Source organism: Streptomyces sp. NPDC088157, assembly GCF_044741545.1.
Lineage (GTDB): Bacteria > Actinomycetota > Actinomycetes > Streptomycetales > Streptomycetaceae > Streptomyces.
The window spans coordinates 327,841-344,164 of the sequence record NZ_JBIUSU010000001.1; the positions used below are offsets into that span (position 1 = coordinate 327,841).

Here is a 16,324-nt window from a genome sequence, read left to right on the forward strand (position 1 = left end):
GTACTCGGTCATGACGAAGATCGTCAACCACTGGATCGGCGGCAAGACCGTCGAAGGCGCGTCGGGTACGTACGGGCCGGTCACCGACCCGGCGACCGGCGCCGTCACCACGAACGTCGCGTTCGCGACCGTCGAGGAGGTCGACGCGGCGGTCGCCGCCGCCAAGGACGCCTACGCCACCTGGGGCGCGTCGTCCCTCGCCAAGCGCACCACGATCCTGTTCAAGTTCCGGGCGCTGCTGGACGCGCACCGGGACGAGATCGCCGAGCTGATCACCGCCGAGCACGGCAAGGTGCACAGCGACGCGCTGGGCGAGGTCGCGCGCGGCCTGGAGATCGTGGACCTGGCGTGCGGGATCACCGTGCAGCTGAAGGGCGAGCTGTCGACCGAGGTGGCCAGCCGGGTGGACGTCTCGTCCATCCGCCAGCCGCTGGGCGTCGTCGCGGGCATCACGCCGTTCAACTTCCCGGCGATGGTCCCGATGTGGATGTTCCCGATCGCCATCGCGACCGGCAACACCTTCGTGCTGAAGCCGTCCGAGAAGGACCCGTCGGCGTCCCTGAAGATCGCCGAGCTGCTGGCCGAGGCCGGGCTGCCGGACGGCGTCTTCAACGTCGTCAACGGTGACAAGGTCGCGGTCGACCGCCTCCTGGAGCACCCGGACGTCAAGGCCGTGTCCTTCGTCGGCTCGACCCCGATCGCCCGGTACATCCACACCACCGCAGCCGCGAACCACAAGCGCGTCCAGGCCCTGGGCGGCGCGAAGAACCACATGCTGGTCCTCCCGGACGCCGACCTCGACGCGGCGGCGGACGCGGCCGTCTCGGCGGCCTACGGCTCGGCGGGGGAGCGCTGCATGGCGATCTCCGCGGTCGTGGCCGTCGGCGCCATCGGCGACGAGCTGGTGGAGAAGATCCGCGAGCGCGCCGAGAAGATCAAGATCGGTCCCGGAAACGACCCGACGTCGGAGATGGGCCCGCTGATCACGGCCGTGCACCGCGACAAGGTGGCGTCCTACGTCACGGGCGCGGCGGCGGAGGGCGCCGAGGTGGTCCTCGACGGCACCGGCTACACGGTGGACGGCTTCGAGGACGGCCACTGGATCGGCATCTCGCTGCTCGACAAGGTCCCGACGACCGCGAAGGCCTACCAGGACGAGATCTTCGGCCCGGTGCTGTGCGTGCTCCGCGTGGACACGTACGACGAGGGCGTGGCGCTGATCAACAGCTCACCGTTCGGCAACGGCACCGCGATCTTCACCCGGGACGGCGGCGCGGCCCGTCGCTTCCAGCTGGAGATCGAGGCCGGCATGGTCGGCGTGAACGTCCCGATCCCGGTCCCCGTCGGCTACCACAGCTTCGGCGGCTGGAAGGACTCGCTCTTCGGCGACCACCACATCTACGGCAACGACGGCACGCACTTCTACACCCGCGGCAAGGTCGTCACCACCCGCTGGCCGGACCCGGCCGACGGTCCCGGCGGCGTCGACCTGGGCTTCCCCCGCAACCACTGATCGACCCGGCTTTTCCCTGTGCGGCCGTCCGGACTCCGGACGGCCGCACGTTTTTTCGACGCCCGGCCTGCGGTTCCCGCACGCCCGGAGCCGCAGTGGCTGCTTGCGGCAGACGACCGTAAACGCAGCAGAGGCCGCCCCTCACCTACGGGTTCCGTAGGTTGACACCTATTGACGCGCCGGTTTTCGTCGGGGTTCCATGCAGCGCCACCACAGCCGCCGGAGGCATCCGCACGAGTCGATCGGAATCGCCGCATGACCGACACGCTCCGCCCTGTCGAGACCGCCCTCCCTCAGGCGCCCGGCAGTCCCCAGAAGCTCAAGCGCTCCATCGGAGTCGTCGGCGGCACCCTGCTCACCCTCTCCTGCGTCACCCCCGCCTCCACCCTCTTCGTCGTCGTCCCGGACCTCTTCGGTTCGCTCGGCACCGCGACCGCCCTCACGATCGCGATCGGATCGCTGCTCTGTGTCGCCGTGGCGTTCTGCTACTCGGAGCTGGGTACCCTCGTCCCCAGCGCGGGCGGCGAGTACGCCATGGTGTCGACGCTGGCCGGGCGGCTCGCCGGCTGGCTGGTCTTCGTCCTCTCCCTGCTCGTCGTCATGATCGTTCCGCCGGTGATCGCGATGGGCACGGCCGACTACCTGGCCCCGGTCGTCCATCTCGACCCCTCGTTCGCGGGTGCCGCCGTCATGCTCCTGTCCACCCTCGCCGGCCTGCTCGACCTGCGCGCCAACGCCTGGATCACCGGCGTCTTCCTGGTCCTTGAGGTCATCGCGGCGGCCGCCGTGGCCGTCCTGGGCTTCGCCCACGGCCACCGCGGCGCGGGCAGCCTGGTCTCGATGCAGGTCGCCGGCGCCGACGGCCACACCGACACCGTCACCGCCATGCTGATCGTCTCCGGCCTCGCCATCGCCCTCTTCGTCACCCAGGGCTTCTCGACCGCCGTCTACCTCTCCGAGGAACTGGAGAACCCGCGCCGCAACGTCGCCCGCACGGTTCTCGCCACCCTCGCCATCTCCACCGTGATCATCCTGGTCCCGGTCGTCGCCATCACCTTCGGCGCCTCCGACCTCGCCCAGCTCACGGGCGGCGACATCAGCGCCATGGTCACCGCCTGGTCCAACTCGGCCGTCGGCACCTTCGTCAGCCTCTGCGTGGCCCTCGCGATCATCAACGCCGGGATCGTGATGGTCATCCAGAACTCCCGCGTCCTGTTCGCCTCCGCCCGCGACAAGGCCTGGCCCCGGCCGGTCAACGCCGCCCTCGCCAAGCTCGGCCGCTTCGGCTCCCCCTGGGTCGCCACGCTCGCCGTCGGCGTCCCCGGAGCGCTGCTCTGCTTCGTGAACCTGGACACCCTGTACGGCGTCACCGGCGTCTCGGTGACCGGCATGTACCTGCTCGTCGCGGTCGCGGCCCTGCTCTCCCGCCGCGGCCACCACCGGCACACCCACGCCTGGCGGATGCCGCTGTGGCCGGTGCTGCCGGTCCTGTTGATCGCCGTCCTCGGCTACGTCCTCACCCGGCAGGAGACCGTCCATCTCCTGTGGACCGGCGGCATCACCGCCGCCGCCACCCTCTACTGGGCGCTCTACCTCCGCCCCCGCCCCGACACCCGCTGGCTGGTGTCGATCCCGGAGGACACGCGGGCCTGAGTACCGCGTCTGGTGTACGGCGCGCCTCCTCGTACGCCGCCGGGATGGTGCCGGGTTCGGTCTGTGGTCGACAACTCGACGACAGGTTGACCCCGTACGGTTGAAGCATGGATCTTCGACTGCCCGGTCTGCGAGGACCACGGCGGCCGCGACGGATCGTCTCCGCCGTGGCCGCCGTGGTCGTACTCGCCGGTGCCGGTACCTGGACGGCCGTCGCCTCCGACGACGACACGCCCGCGGTGCACCGCGCCGACCGGGTCATGGCGGTGGACGGCGTACGCCTGGACACCTCCTACTTCACCTCCGGCGCGGCCGGCCGCCGCCCCGCCGTCCTCCTCGGACACGGCTTCGGCGGCACCAAGGACGACGTACGCCAGCAGGCCGAGGACCTCGCCCGCGACGGGTACGCGGTCCTGACCTGGTCGGCGCGCGGCTTCGGCGAATCGACCGGCAAGATCGGGCTGAACGACCCGAAGGGCGAGGTCGCCGACGTCTCCGGGCTGATCGACTGGCTCGCCGAGCAGCCCCAGGTACAGCTCGACAGGACCGGCGACCCGCGGGTCGGCGTGGCCGGCGCCTCCTACGGCGGCGCGATCTCCCTGCTGGCCGCCGGGTACGACGACCGCGTCGACGCCATCGCCCCCGCGATCACCTACTGGAACCTCGCGGACGCCCTGTTCCCCGACGGCGTGTTCAAGAAGCTGTGGGCCGGCATCTTCTTCAACACGGGCGGTGGCGCCGCCCACTTCGAACCCGCGCTGGCCGCGATGTACGAGCGCGTCGCCGAATCCGGCACTCCCGACACCGCCGCCCGCGAGCTCCTCGAGGAGCGCTCGCCGTCCGCCGTCGCCGACCGCATCAAGGTCCCCACCCTGCTTCTCCAGGGCCAGACCGACTCCCTCTTCACCCTCGCCCAGTCCGACGCGGCCGAGAAGGCGATCCGTGCCAACGGCGCCCCCGTCGACGTCGACTGGATCGCGGGCGGCCACGACGGCGGCGACATGGAGGGCGCTCGCGTCCAGGCACGCGTGCGTGGCTGGTTCGACCGCTACCTCAAGGACGACAAGGCCGCAGACACCGGCCCCGCCTTCCGCGTCACCCGCACCGGAGGCGTCGACTCCACCGACGGCGCCGCCCAGCTCAGGGGCGCCGACGCGGACAGCTACCCCGGCCTGGAGAACGGCGAACGCTCGTTCCCGCTGACCGGCCGCCGCGAGGAGCAGTCCTTCACCAACCCGCCCGGCGCCAGCCCGCCCGCCGTCTCGGCCCTGCCAGGACTCGGCGGCGGCGGTCTCTCCCAGCTCTCCTCCCTCGGCGTCGGCGTCTCCCTCGACTTCCCCGGCCAGTACGCCGCCTTCGACTCCGTCCCGGTCACCGGCGACCTGCGCGTCACCGGTTCCCCGACGGTCACCGTCCACGTGAAGTCGACGTCCGACACCGCCGTCCTCTTCGCCAAGGTCTACGACGTCAGCGCCCGCGGCAACCAGGTGCTGCCCTCCCAGCTCGTCACCCCGGTCCGCGTCGAGGGCGCCAAGGCCGGCAAGGACGTCACGATCACGCTCCCGGCGATCGACCACAAGGTGGAGGAAGGCCACCGCCTGCGCCTGGTCCTCGCCTCCACCGACCTCGGCTACGCCTCCCCGATGACCCCGGCGACGTACACCGTCTCCATGAAGGGCGACCTGAAGGTCCCGACCGCCCCCGCCGTGACGACCGCCGCCGCCCCGCTCCCGTCCTGGGTGTGGTGGCTGCCCCTCACGGGCGCGGCGATCGCCCTGGCGCTGCTGCTGACGGCCCGCCGCCGTACCGCCACCCCGGCCCCCGACCCCGCGCTCGCAGAGGTCCCGCTCCAGATCACCGACCTGAGCAAGAAGTACGCGAACGGTGACCGCTACAGCGTCCGCGACCTGTCCTTCCGCGTCGAGAAGGGCCAGGTCCTCGGACTCCTCGGCCCGAACGGCGCGGGCAAGACGACGACCCTGCGCATGCTGATGGGCCTGATCACGCCCGACGGCGGCGAGATCCGGGTCTTCGGCCATGCCATCCGGCCGGGCTCGCCCGTCCTCTCCCGCGTCGGCTCCTTCGTCGAGGGCGCCGGCTTCCTCCCACACCTCTCCGGCCGGGAGAACCTGGAGCTGTACTGGCAGGCCACCGGCCGCCCCGCCCAGGACGCCCACCTGGACGAGGCCCTGGAGATCGCCGGCCTCGGCGACGCCCTCGCCCGCGCGGTACGCACCTACTCCCAGGGCATGCGCCAGCGCCTCGCCATCGCCCAGGCCATGCTCGGCCTGCCGGACCTGCTCATCCTCGACGAGCCGACCAACGGACTCGACCCGCCTCAGATACGCGAGATGCGCGAGGTGATGATCGGGTACGCGGCGGCCGGCCGCACGGTCATCGTCTCCAGCCACCTCCTGTCCGAGGTCGAGCAGTCCTGCACGCACCTCGTGGTCATGGACCGCGGAAGGCTGGTGCAGGCGGGCCCGGTCGCCGAGATCGTCGGCTCGGGCGACACCCTCCTGGTGGGCACCGCGACCCCCGTGGAGGAGCCGGTCGTGGAGAAGATCGCAGCACTGCCTGGCGTGGTCTCCGCGGCGCCCACCGACGAGGGCCTGCTGGTCCGCCTGGACGCCGACGGCAGCGCTCAGCGCCTGGTCGCCGAACTCGTCCGGCTGGACGTGCCGGTGCAGGCGGTCGGCCCGCACCGCCGCCTCGAGGACGCCTTCCTCACCCTGATCGGAGGTTCCGCATGAGCACGCTCACCGAGGTCGCCTCCGGCTACCAGGCGGGCCGTACGCTGCCGCTGCGCGTCGAGCTGGTCCGCCAGCTCAAGCGCCGCCGCACGCTGGTCATGGGCGGCATCCTCGCCGTCCTGCCGTTCGTCCTCGTCATCGCCTTCGCGATCGGCGGCGAACCCGGCGGCCGCAACGGCCAGGTGTCGCTGATGGACACGGCGACGGCGTCCGGCGCCAACTTCGCCGCGGTCAACCTGTTCGTGTCCGCGGGCTTCCTCCTGGTCATCCCGGTCGCCCTGTTCTGCGGGGACACGGTCGCCTCGGAGGCCGGCTGGTCCTCGCTGCGCTACCTGCTCGCCGCCCCCGTGCCGCGGGCCCGGCTGCTGTGGTCCAAGCTCGTCGTCGGCCTCGGTCTCAGCCTGGCAGCGATGGTCCTGCTGCCGGTCGTCGCCCTCGCCGTCGGCATCGCGGCCTACGGCTGGGGCCCCCTGGAGCTGCCCACCGGCGGCGCGCTCGCCCCGGGCACCGCGGCCCAGCGGCTCGTGATCGTGGTCGCGTACGTCTTCGTCTCCCAACTGGTCACCGCGGGGCTCGCCTTCTGGCTGTCGACGAAGACGGACGCCCCCCTCGGCGCGGTCGGCGGCGCGGTCGGCCTGACCATCGTCGGAAACGTCCTGGACGCCGTCACCGCCCTCGGCGACTGGCGCGACTTCCTGCCCGCGCATTGGCAGTTCGCCTGGGCCGACGCCGTCCAGCCCACCCCGGAGTGGTCGGGCATGATCCAGGGCACCGCCGTCTCCGTGACGTACGCCCTGGTCCTGTTCGCCCTGGCCTTCCGGGGTTTCGCCCGCAAGGACGTGGTGTCCTAGGTCACCGGAGGGTCACCCACCGGTCTCGAAGGCCCGCCCTCGTGCCCTGTTCGAGACTGATCCGCAACACCCCGTGTCGCACGTTCCGGCCCCCTGTCCCGTCACAGTCACATACGTCGACGGACACAGGGGGCACGGCACATGAAGACACACCGGACACAGCGGGTACCACGAATGTTCGCCACCGCGGCGGCCACGGCACTGCTGCTCACCGGATGCGGCGCGGGCGACTCCGGCGGCGAGGCCTCGGACGGAGCGGCACGCGGCAGCGATGCCTTCCCCGCGCCGAGCGCTCCCCGCGCGGACGAGAACGGCAGGACGGCCGCCCCCGACCACCTCTCCACCTTCGCCCTCGACGTCGACACCGCCTCGTACGGCTACGCCCGCCGCACCCTCACGGAGGGACAGCGCCCGGACCCCTCGACGATCCGCCCCGAGGAATTCGTCAACAGCTTCCGCCAGGACTACGAACGCCCCGACGGCAACGGCTTCTCGGTCACCGTCGACGGCGCCCGCACCGGCGACGACGACTGGTCCCTGGTCCGCGTGGGCCTGGCCACCCGCACGGCCGGCAAGTCGGGCGAACGCCCGCCGGCCGCCCTCACCTTCGTCATCGACGTGTCCGGCTCGATGGGGGGACCCGGCCGCCTGGATCTCGCCAAGTCCTCCCTCGGCACGATGACCGACCGCCTTCGCGACGACGACTCCGTCGCCATCGTCACCTTCAGCGGCGAGGCCGAGACCGTCCTGCCGATGACTCGCCTCGGCGACCACCGCGACCGCGTCCACCAGGCCGTCAGCGGCCTGGAACCCACCGACTCCACCAACCTCGGCGCCGGTGTCGAGACCGGCTACGCCACCGCCGTCGAGGGCATGCGCGAGGGTGCCACGAACCGGGTCGTCCTGGTCTCCGACGCCCTCGCCAACACCGGCGACACGGACGCCGACTCCATCCTGGACCGCATCGACACCGCCCGCCGCGAACACGGCATCACCCTCTTCGGCGTCGGCGTCGGCAGCGACTACGGCGACGCACTGATGGAACGCCTCGCCGACAAGGGCGACGGCCACACCACCTACGTCTCTACCGAGGACGAGGCGACCAAGGTCTTCTCCACCGACCTCGCGCAGAACCTCGACCTGACCGCCCGCGACGCCAAGGCCCAGGTCGCCTTCGACCCCGGGACGGTCGCCGAGTTCCGTCTGATCGGCTACGACGACCGCCGGGTCGCCGACGACGACTTCCGCGACGACCGCGTGGACGGCGGCGAGGTCGGCCCCGGCCACACCGTCACCGCCCTCTACGCCGTCCGCACCAGGGCGGGCGCCGACGGCCACCTCGCCACCGCCACCGTCCGCTGGCTCGACCCCGACACCCGCACCCCGCACGAGACCTCCGGTCAACTGGAGACCGGCGCCCTGCACGACGACCTCACCGACGCATCCCTCCGCTTCCGGGTCACGACGACGGCCGCCTACTTCGCCGACGCCCTGCGCCGCCCGGAGACCCCGCTGCCGGACGCCCCCACGTTGGGCGAACTCGGGGAAACTGCGGATGAGTTGGCGAGGAAGACCGAGGACGAGGAGGTCCGCGACCTCGCGGACGCCATCGCGGACGCAAGCCGACTCGACCTCTAGTACCGACGCAGCCGACACCGTCGGCGACACGCGAAACGGCGGGCCACCGGAGAACCGGTGACCCGCCGTCGCGGTACGTCAGGCCGAGGCTCAGCCGTTGCCCGCGCCGTTGCCCGCCAGGACCGAGATGTCGTCCAGGATGTGCGACAGCGGCTCGTCGCCCTTGGCCTGGGTGCTGTTCTCGACGCACTGCTGGTTCTGCGGGGCGGACAGGATCGGGACGTCCTGGAGCGCCGCGACGCCGACGAGGCCGATCCCGGCGAGGTTGGCCTTCAGCGGCAGACCCACGCACGGCTTGTTCAGCGAACCCTGGACCAGCGAGAGCTGCGGGCTCATGTCTCCGAACGTGGCCGAGTTGCCGAACTCCGAAGAGGCACCGTTGCCGCTGGCGGAGGTGGTGCCGCTGTCGTCGCCGATGGCCATGGCCTGCGGGGCGGCGGCGAGCGCGACACCGGCCAGGGAGGCGGCGACAGCCACGGTTGCCCACAGCTTCTTCATTTTCGTTCCCTTCGAAAGGCGCGCTCCGGGGAGGAGCTGCGTGATCATCAACGGCCCGACCCCGCCAGGAGTTGCGCGCTTTGCCCCGATCGGCGTAGCGCATCGCGCGTGACGGTCGTGCGCCCCTCACCGGCACGCGGACGCGCTCCCGGGCTCCGGCGTCGTGCTGTCGAGGACGGTCGGCGGGTTCTGCGGTCTGGATTCTCTTCACCGTCACGCGTCACATGCCGGAACAGCGGGCCGCCGAGGATTCGGCGGCCCGCTGCTCGGGTGGAGAAACCACCGCGGGGCTCAGGAATTGAACCCGGTGCGTCGGCTCAGTGGTTGGCCGCGCCGTTGCCCGAGAGGGCCGAGATGTCGTCCAGGATGTGCGACAGCGGCTCGTCGCCCTTGGCCTGGGTGCTGTTCTCGACGCACTGCTGGTTCTGCGGGGCGGACAGGATCGGCACGTCCTGGAGCGCCGCGACGCCGATGAGACCGGCCCCGCCGAGGTTGAGCTTGGCGGGCAGGCCGATGCAGGGCTTGTTGAAGGACCCCTGGACGAGCGCCAACTGGGGGCTCATGTTGCCGAAGGTGGCCGAGTTGCCGAACGACTGGCTGGCGCCGTTGCCGCTGGCGGAGGTGGTGCCACTGTCGTTGCCGATGGCGAGCGCCGGAACGGCGGCGGCGGCCGAGGCACCGATGACGGATGCGGCAACCGCGACGGTGGCCATTACCCTCTTGATCACTTACTGGTCCCTTCTGGATGAACCCCGTCCATCGGAGCGACCTGACCAACTGATTCCACGGATTTCGGTTGCTCATCTTCACTCCGATGGCCTATTCCTGTCGGGCTCCCGAAAAATGTGAGCTTCTATCGGGTGAAGTGCCGCAACCATTCCCTGCGCACCGGGTTGAGCCGGGGCAGACACATGGTCTTGGCGTCGGAGCCAGGGCAGGGAAAGGACAGAGCGAAATGCTGAAGAAGGCAATGGCCGCGGCCGCGGTCGCCGCATCCGTCATCGGCGTGTCGGCGGCGGTCGCGCCTCAGGCGCTTGCCATCGGGGACGATGCGGGCACCACCTCCGCCAGCGGCAACGGCGCGCGCGAGGCGTTCGGCAACTCGGTGACCAAGGGTGACTTGAGCCCGCAGGCCACTCTGGTCCAGGGCACTCTCAACAAGCTGTGCGTCGGTCTGCCGCTGAAGGCCAACGTCGCCGCGATCGGCGCCGTCGGCGTCGCGGCGCTGCAGGACGTCCCGATCCTGTCCGCCCCGCAGAACCAGCAGTGCGCCGAGAACAGCACCCAGGCCAAGGGCGACGAGCCGCTGTCGCACCTCCTGGACGACATCTCGGCCCTCTCGGGCAACGGCGTGGCCAACCACTGACGCCCCCGGCGTTGCCGCCGGACGGCCCGTCCTCTTTTGGCGGGCCGTCCGGCCGCTTTTTTCCACCATGCGTTCTCGCTGACGTTCCGTCATTTGTCTCGCTGCTGCGGAGAAGCGTTTCTTCCTCGGTAGGCCCTACGTGTGGATTCCCTGAAGGCGTTCGAGTGAATCAGCTGGCGACGCGCGTTCAAAAGCTTCTTCGGCTGTCTATCTCTTGTTGCAGCCTGCAAGTCATGGTGCGAGCCGTTCCAGTTGCGCTCGCTCGGTTTCGACCGTCATCTGGGCATGAACGCAGAGAAGGGAAATTCATGAAGAAGAGCGCTGCTGTTGTCGCGGGTCTGATCCTGGCCCTGGGCGGAGCCGCCCCCGCCTTCGCCGACACCGGAGCCGGATCCGGCCCCGGCCCCGGAGCCGTGGCCAACGGTGCCGCCATCGGCTCCCCGGGTGTCCTGTCGGGCAACGTCGTCCAGGCCCCGATCAACATTCCGATCAACCTGTGCGGCAACTCGGTCAACGTCCTCGCCGCGCTGAACCCGACCAGCGGCAACGTCTGCGTCAACGGCTGACGACGCGACATCCCGGCCGTACGGCTGGATCGAGGCCGGCCTTGGACGACATTCCTGTGGTCCAGGGCCGGCTTTTCCCACTTCTCCGAGCAGGAAGACAACGAGATTGCGACAGACCCTGAGCAGGGGAATGGTCGCGGCCGCCGCCGTGACGGGCATCCTGTCCCTGTGCGCGGGCGGCAACGCCCTCGCCGACTCTCACGCCGAAGGGACCGTCAAGGGTTCGCCCGGGGCCCTGTCGGGCAACGCCGTCCAAGCCCCGGTGCACGTCCCGGTGAACGCCTGCGGCAACTCGGTCGACGTCGCCGCCGCCCTCGATCCGGCGTTCGGCAACTCCTGTGCCAACCACTCGGACGCACGGGAGCAGCGCTCACCCGGCGCACCGTACGACGATGACTCCGGCCATGGCGATGCCGACTACGGCGACTCCGGCCATGGCGATGCCGACTACGGCGGCTCCGACGACGGGGATGCCGACTACGGCGGCTCCGACGACGGGGATGCCGGTTACGGCGACTCCGGGCACGACGACCACGGCCAGGGCGAAGACTGCGGGGGCTACGGCGACAACTGCGGCGGGAGCACGACCACGCCTCCGCACGATGGCGGTGACAATACTTCGCCCGGTGGCGGTCAGACCTCTCCGCCCCCGCCCGGTGGCGGCAGCACTCCGCCGGGAGGGGACCACACCGGTCCGCCAACCGACGGTGGCGAGAGCACTCCCCCCGGTGGTGGTCACACCTCTCCGCCTCCGCACGATGGCGGCGACAGTACTTCGCCCGGTGGGGAACACACGAGTCCGCCCCCGCACGACGGCGGCAGCACTCCGCCCTCGCACGGCGGGTACACCGAGCCTTCCCCAAGTGGTGAGCACAGCTCGCCGCCAGAGTTGCCGCACACCGGCAATGACAGCGCCGTTCTGCTGGCAGCCTCCGGTGTCAGCGCGGCGCTCGTCGCGGGCGGCGCCCTCCTGTACCGGCGAGGCCGGGCGGCGTCCCGTAGGTGAAGGCGCCGGGTGCCGGACGCCCTCGCGCCCGGCATCCGTGCCCCACCCGGCACCCGCGCCCCACCCGGCACCTGCGCCCCACCCGGCATCCGTGCCCCACCCGGCACCTGCGCCCCACCCGGCACCCGCGCCCCACCCCGCACCCCCGCCCCGCACCCCCGCCCCACCCCGCACCCGCATCCGCGCCCCACTCCGCCCCGCACCCACGCCCCACCCCGCACCCGCATCGGCGCCCCACTCCGCCCCGCACCCACGCCCCGCTCCGGACCCGCTCAGCGGTGTACCGGCTCCGCCGCCCCGTGCCGACCCGGCGTCGGGATCGCGCCGTTCGGCACGCCCGTGCGCAGTCGGCGCCGTACGCCCCGGACGAGGGTCTGCGCCGTGAAGCTCGCGCCGTACACGAAGCGCATCGCCGGGCCGAAGCCGGCCGCCGTCACCAGACCGGCCAGGAACAGCCCGGGGTGGGACGACTCGAAGTCCCGGCCCACCGCGGCGGAACCGTCGGGCACCGTGGCCAGTGCCCCGCGCAGTTCGCCGGAGAGCAGTGCCAGCCGGTCACGGGTCGCCTTGAAACCGGTGGCCGCGATCACATGCTCGGTCTCGAAGGATTCCGCTCCGGTCATGTCCAGCCGTACCCCGCCCGGGACCGCACGCGCCGCGGTCACCTCGTGGTCGAGGCGTACCTCGACGGAGCCCTCCACCCGGTCCCGTACCCACCAGGCGCCGGCCGGTCCGAGCGCCGTCGCCGCGATGCGCGCCCGGGTCGGTTCCGGGAGCCTGCGGTAGAGGCCGGGGCGTTCGGCGTAGAACCAGTTGCGCCAGCCGCGGCCGAGCCCGCTCTGCGGGGAGCGGGCCGACTGCCACCACGGGCGCTCCCAGACTGGCGGCACATCGTTCCAGCGCAGCCGCTCGGCGCGCGCCAGCACCCTCACCCGGGAGCCCTGTTCGGCGAGCAGGGCGGCCGTCTCCAGGGCCGCCTGGCCGCCGCCGATCACCGTGACGTCCCGGTCGCGGAAGCGGTCGAGGTCGCCGTGGTGGCTGCTGTGCGAGACCAGGGCGGGGGAGAGCCCCCGCAGGGGTGCCGGGATCTCGACGAACGGCATGACGCCCACGGCGAGGGCGACCGTCCGGGCCCGCACGGTCTCGCCGTCCGCGGTGACCGCCTCGAAGCCGCCCGGCCGGGGCACGATCCGGGTCACCGTGCGCTCGTCGACCGCCGGGACGGCGTTGCGGGCGAACCACAGGCCGTACTCCGCGAACATCGCCACCGGGATCGGTTCCCCGTGCCGGGCCGTCACACCCCGGGTCGCGCAGTACGTGTCGAGACGCCAACGGGCCGTGGGGTCGGAGAGGTTGGAGGCCCACGGCTCGGACTTCAGGAACATCCCGCCGGGCATGTTGTCGCGCCAGGAGGCCATCGGCCGGCCGAACACGCGCAGCTCGAGTCCGGCGGCGGCGGCGTGGGCCGCGATGGACAGGCCGTACGGGCCCGCGCCCACCACCAGCAGGTCGTACATCAGCAGCTGCTCGCTTTCTCGTCGTCGGTCGGTTCGATCGGGGTCGGCGCCGTCGGGACCGCCGCGGTCGGGGACGGTTCGGTCAGGCCGGTCAGGCCGGTCAGGCCGGTCAGGGGCGACGGCGGCGGCGCGGCCTGGCGGACCACGCGGGTCCGGACCCCGGCCGGGCCCGAGGCGTCGGATCGGCGCAGCCTGCCGAGCAGCCGACGGGCGACATGCGCGCCCCACAGGCCCCACATGGCACGGCCGGGAGCGGTGTCGTCGCCCGCGTGCCAGGCCAGCTCACGGCCGCGGCGCACCGGTCGCAGCGCGGCCAGCGGCGCGTAGTTCTCCACCACGAACGCCCGCCCCGGCTGCGGCACGCCGGTCGGCACCGGACGGTGCGTCAGGTCCAGATGCTGGGCGCGGACGACGTCGAGTCCGGCGGCGTCGGTGAAGAGCCGGAACTGGGCTCCGGGGCGCGGATTGAAGTCGAGCAGGTGGTAGTCGCCGGTGGTGCCGCAGCGACGGAAGTCGAGGTCGAAGATACCCCGGTAGCCGAGCTCGCCGGTGAGTCGCTCGGCCAGCGTCCGCACCTGCGGGTTCTCGGTCCACTCGCCCACCGCCGTGAGTCCCGCGCCGCGCGGCCAGGCGCACAGCTTGCGGCCCGGACCGCCGCCGCCGACCGCGCCGGAGCGGTCGGCGTACCCGTGGAAGAACCAGTCGCGGTTCGGGCCCGGTGGGAGGAAGGCCTGGAGCAGCAGTCGGCTGCCGGCCTCCTCGGTGCGCAGGTACAGATCACGTGCCTCCTGGGAGGAGCGCACCACGACCGTGCTGCGCAGCCCGGAACCGGCGGGGAGCAGCCAGGGCCGGCTCCACTTCGCCACCACGGGCAGGCCGAGCCGCCAGGCGTCGGAGGCGGCCTGTGCCGCGCTGTCCGGGATCACGGTGAGCGGGTGCGGCACGTCCGCCGCCGCGCACAGCCTGACCAGTTCCGCCTTGTCGGCGACCCGTTCGGGCACCGGGCCGGGCTGTTGCGGCAGCAGGTAGGCGGGTGTCAGTTCCTCGCTCAGCCGGCTCACCGCGACCGCGCCGGCGTCGTCCATCGGGATCAGCACGGCGGGACGCTCGATGCGGGCGGCCACCCGGAGCAGGGTGGCGGCGATGTCGGCGAGGGTGGCGCCGGGTGGCGGCGGGGGATGCAACTGGCGTACGAATCGCGACCTGCCGACGGGACTTCCCGTCGAGTCGGCGACCACGTGCACGTCGATTCCGGCTCTGCCGAGCGAGCGCACGGCACCCAGCGTTCCGTGGTGGAAGGGATTCCGGTCGATCCGCAGGAGGACGGCGGGGACGCGGGTGTCGAGGAGTGACTCGGGCATGTTTTTCCGGGTCCTTAACTTCGGTTCACCGATATGGGCGATCAAGAAACTCGAAAGCCGTAACGGCGGTGGCGTAGTTCCTTTTCGTATGACTTTCATATGACTAAGCGTCAGTAGTGCGCTGCCCTCGCGCGTTACGTGAGAGTGGAGAAAGGAGCAGGCATGGCCCCACCTCAGCGACCCGCGCGCCCCCGACGGCTGGCCGTCGTCGCGGCAGCGGTCGCGGCGTCGGCCGCCCTCGCGTCCGGTCCTGGATTCGCCGCGGGTGCGGGGGTGGCGCGGGCAGCCGGTCCGCCCGCTCCCCCTCCGGCCGTCCCGACGGCCGCGGCGACCCTCCCCGCCCCCGCCGCGCCCGAACCGGCCGCGCCCGAACCGGCCGTACCCGAACCGGCCGTACCCGAACCGAGTGCGGCACCGGCGGCACCGGTGGCTCCCGAGGCGTCGGTGACCCCGTCGGTGACCCCGTCGATGACCCCCACCCCGTCCACCGAGCCCGCGAAGGGCGCCCCCGCCTTCGGCGCCTACCTCGACTACGGAGCCCGGGGCGTGGCCAGGATCGCCCAGCTCAGCGAGTGGCTGGACGGCGCGGAGCTGCGCGTCGGCCACACCTACCTGCCGGGCGACCGGTGGAGCAGCATCGAGGGCCCGCCCGGCTTCCTCGACGTGTGGGCGGACTGGCGGCTGGAGAAGGACGACCGGATGCTCGTCCTGAACGTGCCCATGACGGAGCGCAACGAGGACGGGGTTCCGGACGACGAGGTGCGCGAGCTGCTGCGGCAGGGGGCGGACGGGGACTTCGATCACCACTTCAGGGCTCTCGCCGAACGGCTGGTCGCGCTGAAGGTGCCGGACACGGTGATCGTGCTCGGCTGGGAGATGAACGGCAGCACGTACACCCATCGGTGCGGGCCGGACCCGGAGGCCTGGAAGGAGTACTGGAACAGGATCGTCTCCACCATGCGGTCGGTGCCGGGCCAGGAATTCAGGTTCGACTTCACGCCGACCCGCGGCAAGGACGCCATTGCGTGGACCCAGTGCTACCCGGGTGACGACACGGTCGACATCATCGGAATGGACTCCTACGACCAGCCGACCGGCCTGTCCTTCGACGAGCAGGTGGAGGAACCCTACGGGCTCCAGGCGCACGTGGACTTCGCCAGAATCCATGGCAAGCCCATTTCCTATCCGGAATGGGGACTCTTCCGCAACGGTGACAACCCCGCGTACATGCGGCGCATGCTCGCCTGGATGGACGAGCACAAGCCGCTGTACAACACGGTGACCGACTACTGCCCGCACGGCGTGTGGCAGTGCCGGCGGAACCCGCGGTCGTCCGAGGTCTACCGGTCGCTGCTGGCCGGCCGGACCGACGAGCCGAGCACGGCGCCGACGAGTCCGGCGCCTCCTCTCGAGCCCACCCTCGATCCCTCCGTCGAACCGCCCGTGGAGCCGACGCCCCCGACGCCCACGCCCGAACCCACGGTGAACTGCGCCCCGATGGACCTCGGCGACTGGGTCGAGTACTGGATCGGCGGCAAGCTGTGCGTCCGGCTGGACTGGTGGTCGGACGACGACTGAACCGCGGTGCGGGGGCGGCAGGCC

At 71.7% G+C, this 16,324-nt stretch carries 13 protein-coding genes; 9 read left to right on the forward strand and 4 right to left on the reverse strand.

Annotation, left to right across the window (positions count from 1 at the left end; translation table 11 throughout):
- Nucleotides 1-10 precede the first annotated feature (10 nt).
- The 5 genes from mmsA (at nucleotide 11) to ACIPFH_RS01440 (ending at nucleotide 8,408) form a co-directional block, all read left to right on the forward strand.
- The gene (gene mmsA, locus ACIPFH_RS01420; protein ID WP_401821954.1) at nucleotides 11-1,513 is read left to right on the forward strand and encodes a CoA-acylating methylmalonate-semialdehyde dehydrogenase; all 1,503 of its coding nucleotides are present in this window, start codon (nucleotides 11-13) and stop codon (nucleotides 1,511-1,513) included.
- Between the two features lie 255 nt (nucleotides 1,514-1,768).
- Nucleotides 1,769-3,166: an APC family permease gene (locus ACIPFH_RS01425; RefSeq protein WP_401821956.1), complete on the forward strand. Its 1,398-nt coding sequence runs from the start codon at nucleotides 1,769-1,771 to the stop codon at nucleotides 3,164-3,166.
- A 107-nt stretch (nucleotides 3,167-3,273) separates the two neighbouring features.
- The gene (locus ACIPFH_RS01430; protein WP_401821958.1) at nucleotides 3,274-5,919 is read left to right on the forward strand and encodes an alpha/beta fold hydrolase; all 2,646 of its coding nucleotides are present in this window, start codon (nucleotides 3,274-3,276) and stop codon (nucleotides 5,917-5,919) included.
- Entirely contained in the window at nucleotides 5,916-6,770 is an 855-nt protein-coding gene (locus ACIPFH_RS01435) for an ABC transporter permease (RefSeq protein WP_401821960.1), read from the forward strand. Before ACIPFH_RS01430 ends, ACIPFH_RS01435 begins: the two co-directional genes overlap by 4 nt.
- Before the next feature lie 141 nt (nucleotides 6,771-6,911).
- Entirely contained in the window at nucleotides 6,912-8,408 is a 1,497-nt protein-coding gene (locus tag ACIPFH_RS01440) for a von Willebrand factor type A domain-containing protein (RefSeq protein WP_401821962.1), read from the forward strand.
- A gap of 90 nt (nucleotides 8,409-8,498) precedes the next feature.
- Here the strand turns inward: ACIPFH_RS01440 and ACIPFH_RS01445 are convergent, their stop codons facing one another.
- On the reverse strand, nucleotides 8,499-8,906 hold the full coding sequence (locus ACIPFH_RS01445) for a rodlin (RefSeq protein WP_401821964.1): 408 nt from the start codon (nucleotides 8,904-8,906) through the stop codon (nucleotides 8,499-8,501).
- Nucleotides 8,907-9,223: 317 nt separating this feature from the next.
- Entirely contained in the window at nucleotides 9,224-9,634 is a 411-nt protein-coding gene (locus ACIPFH_RS01450; protein ID WP_366881754.1) for a rodlin, read from the reverse strand.
- 227 nt (nucleotides 9,635-9,861) lie between these two features.
- On the opposite strand from ACIPFH_RS01450, the gene ACIPFH_RS01455 reads away from it, so the two are divergent.
- From ACIPFH_RS01455 to ACIPFH_RS01465, 3 genes are all read left to right on the forward strand, one after another.
- Nucleotides 9,862-10,272, forward strand: coding sequence for a rodlin (locus ACIPFH_RS01455; protein ID WP_401821965.1), 411 nt, complete (start codon nucleotides 9,862-9,864; stop codon nucleotides 10,270-10,272).
- A gap of 308 nt (nucleotides 10,273-10,580) precedes the next feature.
- Entirely contained in the window at nucleotides 10,581-10,838 is a 258-nt protein-coding gene (locus ACIPFH_RS01460) for a chaplin (RefSeq protein ID WP_401821966.1), read from the forward strand.
- Between the two features lie 106 nt (nucleotides 10,839-10,944).
- On the forward strand, nucleotides 10,945-11,844 hold the full coding sequence (locus ACIPFH_RS01465) for a chaplin family protein (RefSeq protein ID WP_401821967.1): 900 nt from the start codon (nucleotides 10,945-10,947) through the stop codon (nucleotides 11,842-11,844).
- A gap of 272 nt (nucleotides 11,845-12,116) precedes the next feature.
- Here ACIPFH_RS01465 and ACIPFH_RS01470 read toward each other — a convergent pair whose 3' ends face one another.
- Nucleotides 12,117-13,361 (reverse strand): NAD(P)-binding domain-containing protein, encoded by a 1,245-nt coding sequence (locus ACIPFH_RS01470; RefSeq protein WP_401821968.1) that lies wholly within the window; start codon nucleotides 13,359-13,361, stop codon nucleotides 12,117-12,119.
- A complete protein-coding gene (locus ACIPFH_RS01475) occupies nucleotides 13,361-14,722 on the reverse strand; it encodes an ATP-grasp domain-containing protein (RefSeq protein WP_401821970.1) in 1,362 nt (453 codons plus the stop codon). Before ACIPFH_RS01475 ends, ACIPFH_RS01470 begins: the two co-directional genes overlap by 1 nt.
- Nucleotides 14,723-14,884: 162 nt before the next feature.
- Between ACIPFH_RS01475 and ACIPFH_RS01480 the strand changes: the two genes are divergently transcribed.
- Nucleotides 14,885-16,300, forward strand: a complete 1,416-nt coding sequence (locus tag ACIPFH_RS01480) for a glycoside hydrolase family 26 protein (protein WP_401821972.1) — start codon at nucleotides 14,885-14,887, stop codon at nucleotides 16,298-16,300.
- The last annotated feature ends 24 nt before the right edge of the window (nucleotides 16,301-16,324 follow it).

Bases quoted from the DNA above. Each gene is read 5' to 3' on its own strand.
- ACIPFH_RS01435 (WP_401821960.1), top strand. From the start codon at position 5,916: ATGAGCACGCTCACCGAGGTCGCCTCCGGCTACCAGGCGGGCCGTACG.
- ACIPFH_RS01425 (WP_401821956.1), top strand. From the start codon at position 1,769: ATGACCGACACGCTCCGCCCTGTCGAGACCGCCCTCCCTCAGGCGCCC.
- ACIPFH_RS01430 (WP_401821958.1), top strand. From the start codon at position 3,274: ATGGATCTTCGACTGCCCGGTCTGCGAGGACCACGGCGGCCGCGACGG.
- ACIPFH_RS01475 (WP_401821970.1), bottom strand. From the start codon at position 14,722: ATGCCCGAGTCACTCCTCGACACCCGCGTCCCCGCCGTCCTCCTGCGG.
- ACIPFH_RS01440 (WP_401821962.1), top strand. From the start codon at position 6,912: ATGAAGACACACCGGACACAGCGGGTACCACGAATGTTCGCCACCGCG.
- ACIPFH_RS01445 (WP_401821964.1), bottom strand. From the start codon at position 8,906: ATGAAGAAGCTGTGGGCAACCGTGGCTGTCGCCGCCTCCCTGGCCGGT.
- ACIPFH_RS01455 (WP_401821965.1), top strand. From the start codon at position 9,862: ATGCTGAAGAAGGCAATGGCCGCGGCCGCGGTCGCCGCATCCGTCATC.
- mmsA (WP_401821954.1), top strand. From the start codon at position 11: ATGACGAAGATCGTCAACCACTGGATCGGCGGCAAGACCGTCGAAGGC.
- ACIPFH_RS01480 (WP_401821972.1), top strand. From the start codon at position 14,885: ATGGCCCCACCTCAGCGACCCGCGCGCCCCCGACGGCTGGCCGTCGTC.
- ACIPFH_RS01470 (WP_401821968.1), bottom strand. From the start codon at position 13,361: ATGTACGACCTGCTGGTGGTGGGCGCGGGCCCGTACGGCCTGTCCATC.
- ACIPFH_RS01460 (WP_401821966.1), top strand. From the start codon at position 10,581: ATGAAGAAGAGCGCTGCTGTTGTCGCGGGTCTGATCCTGGCCCTGGGC.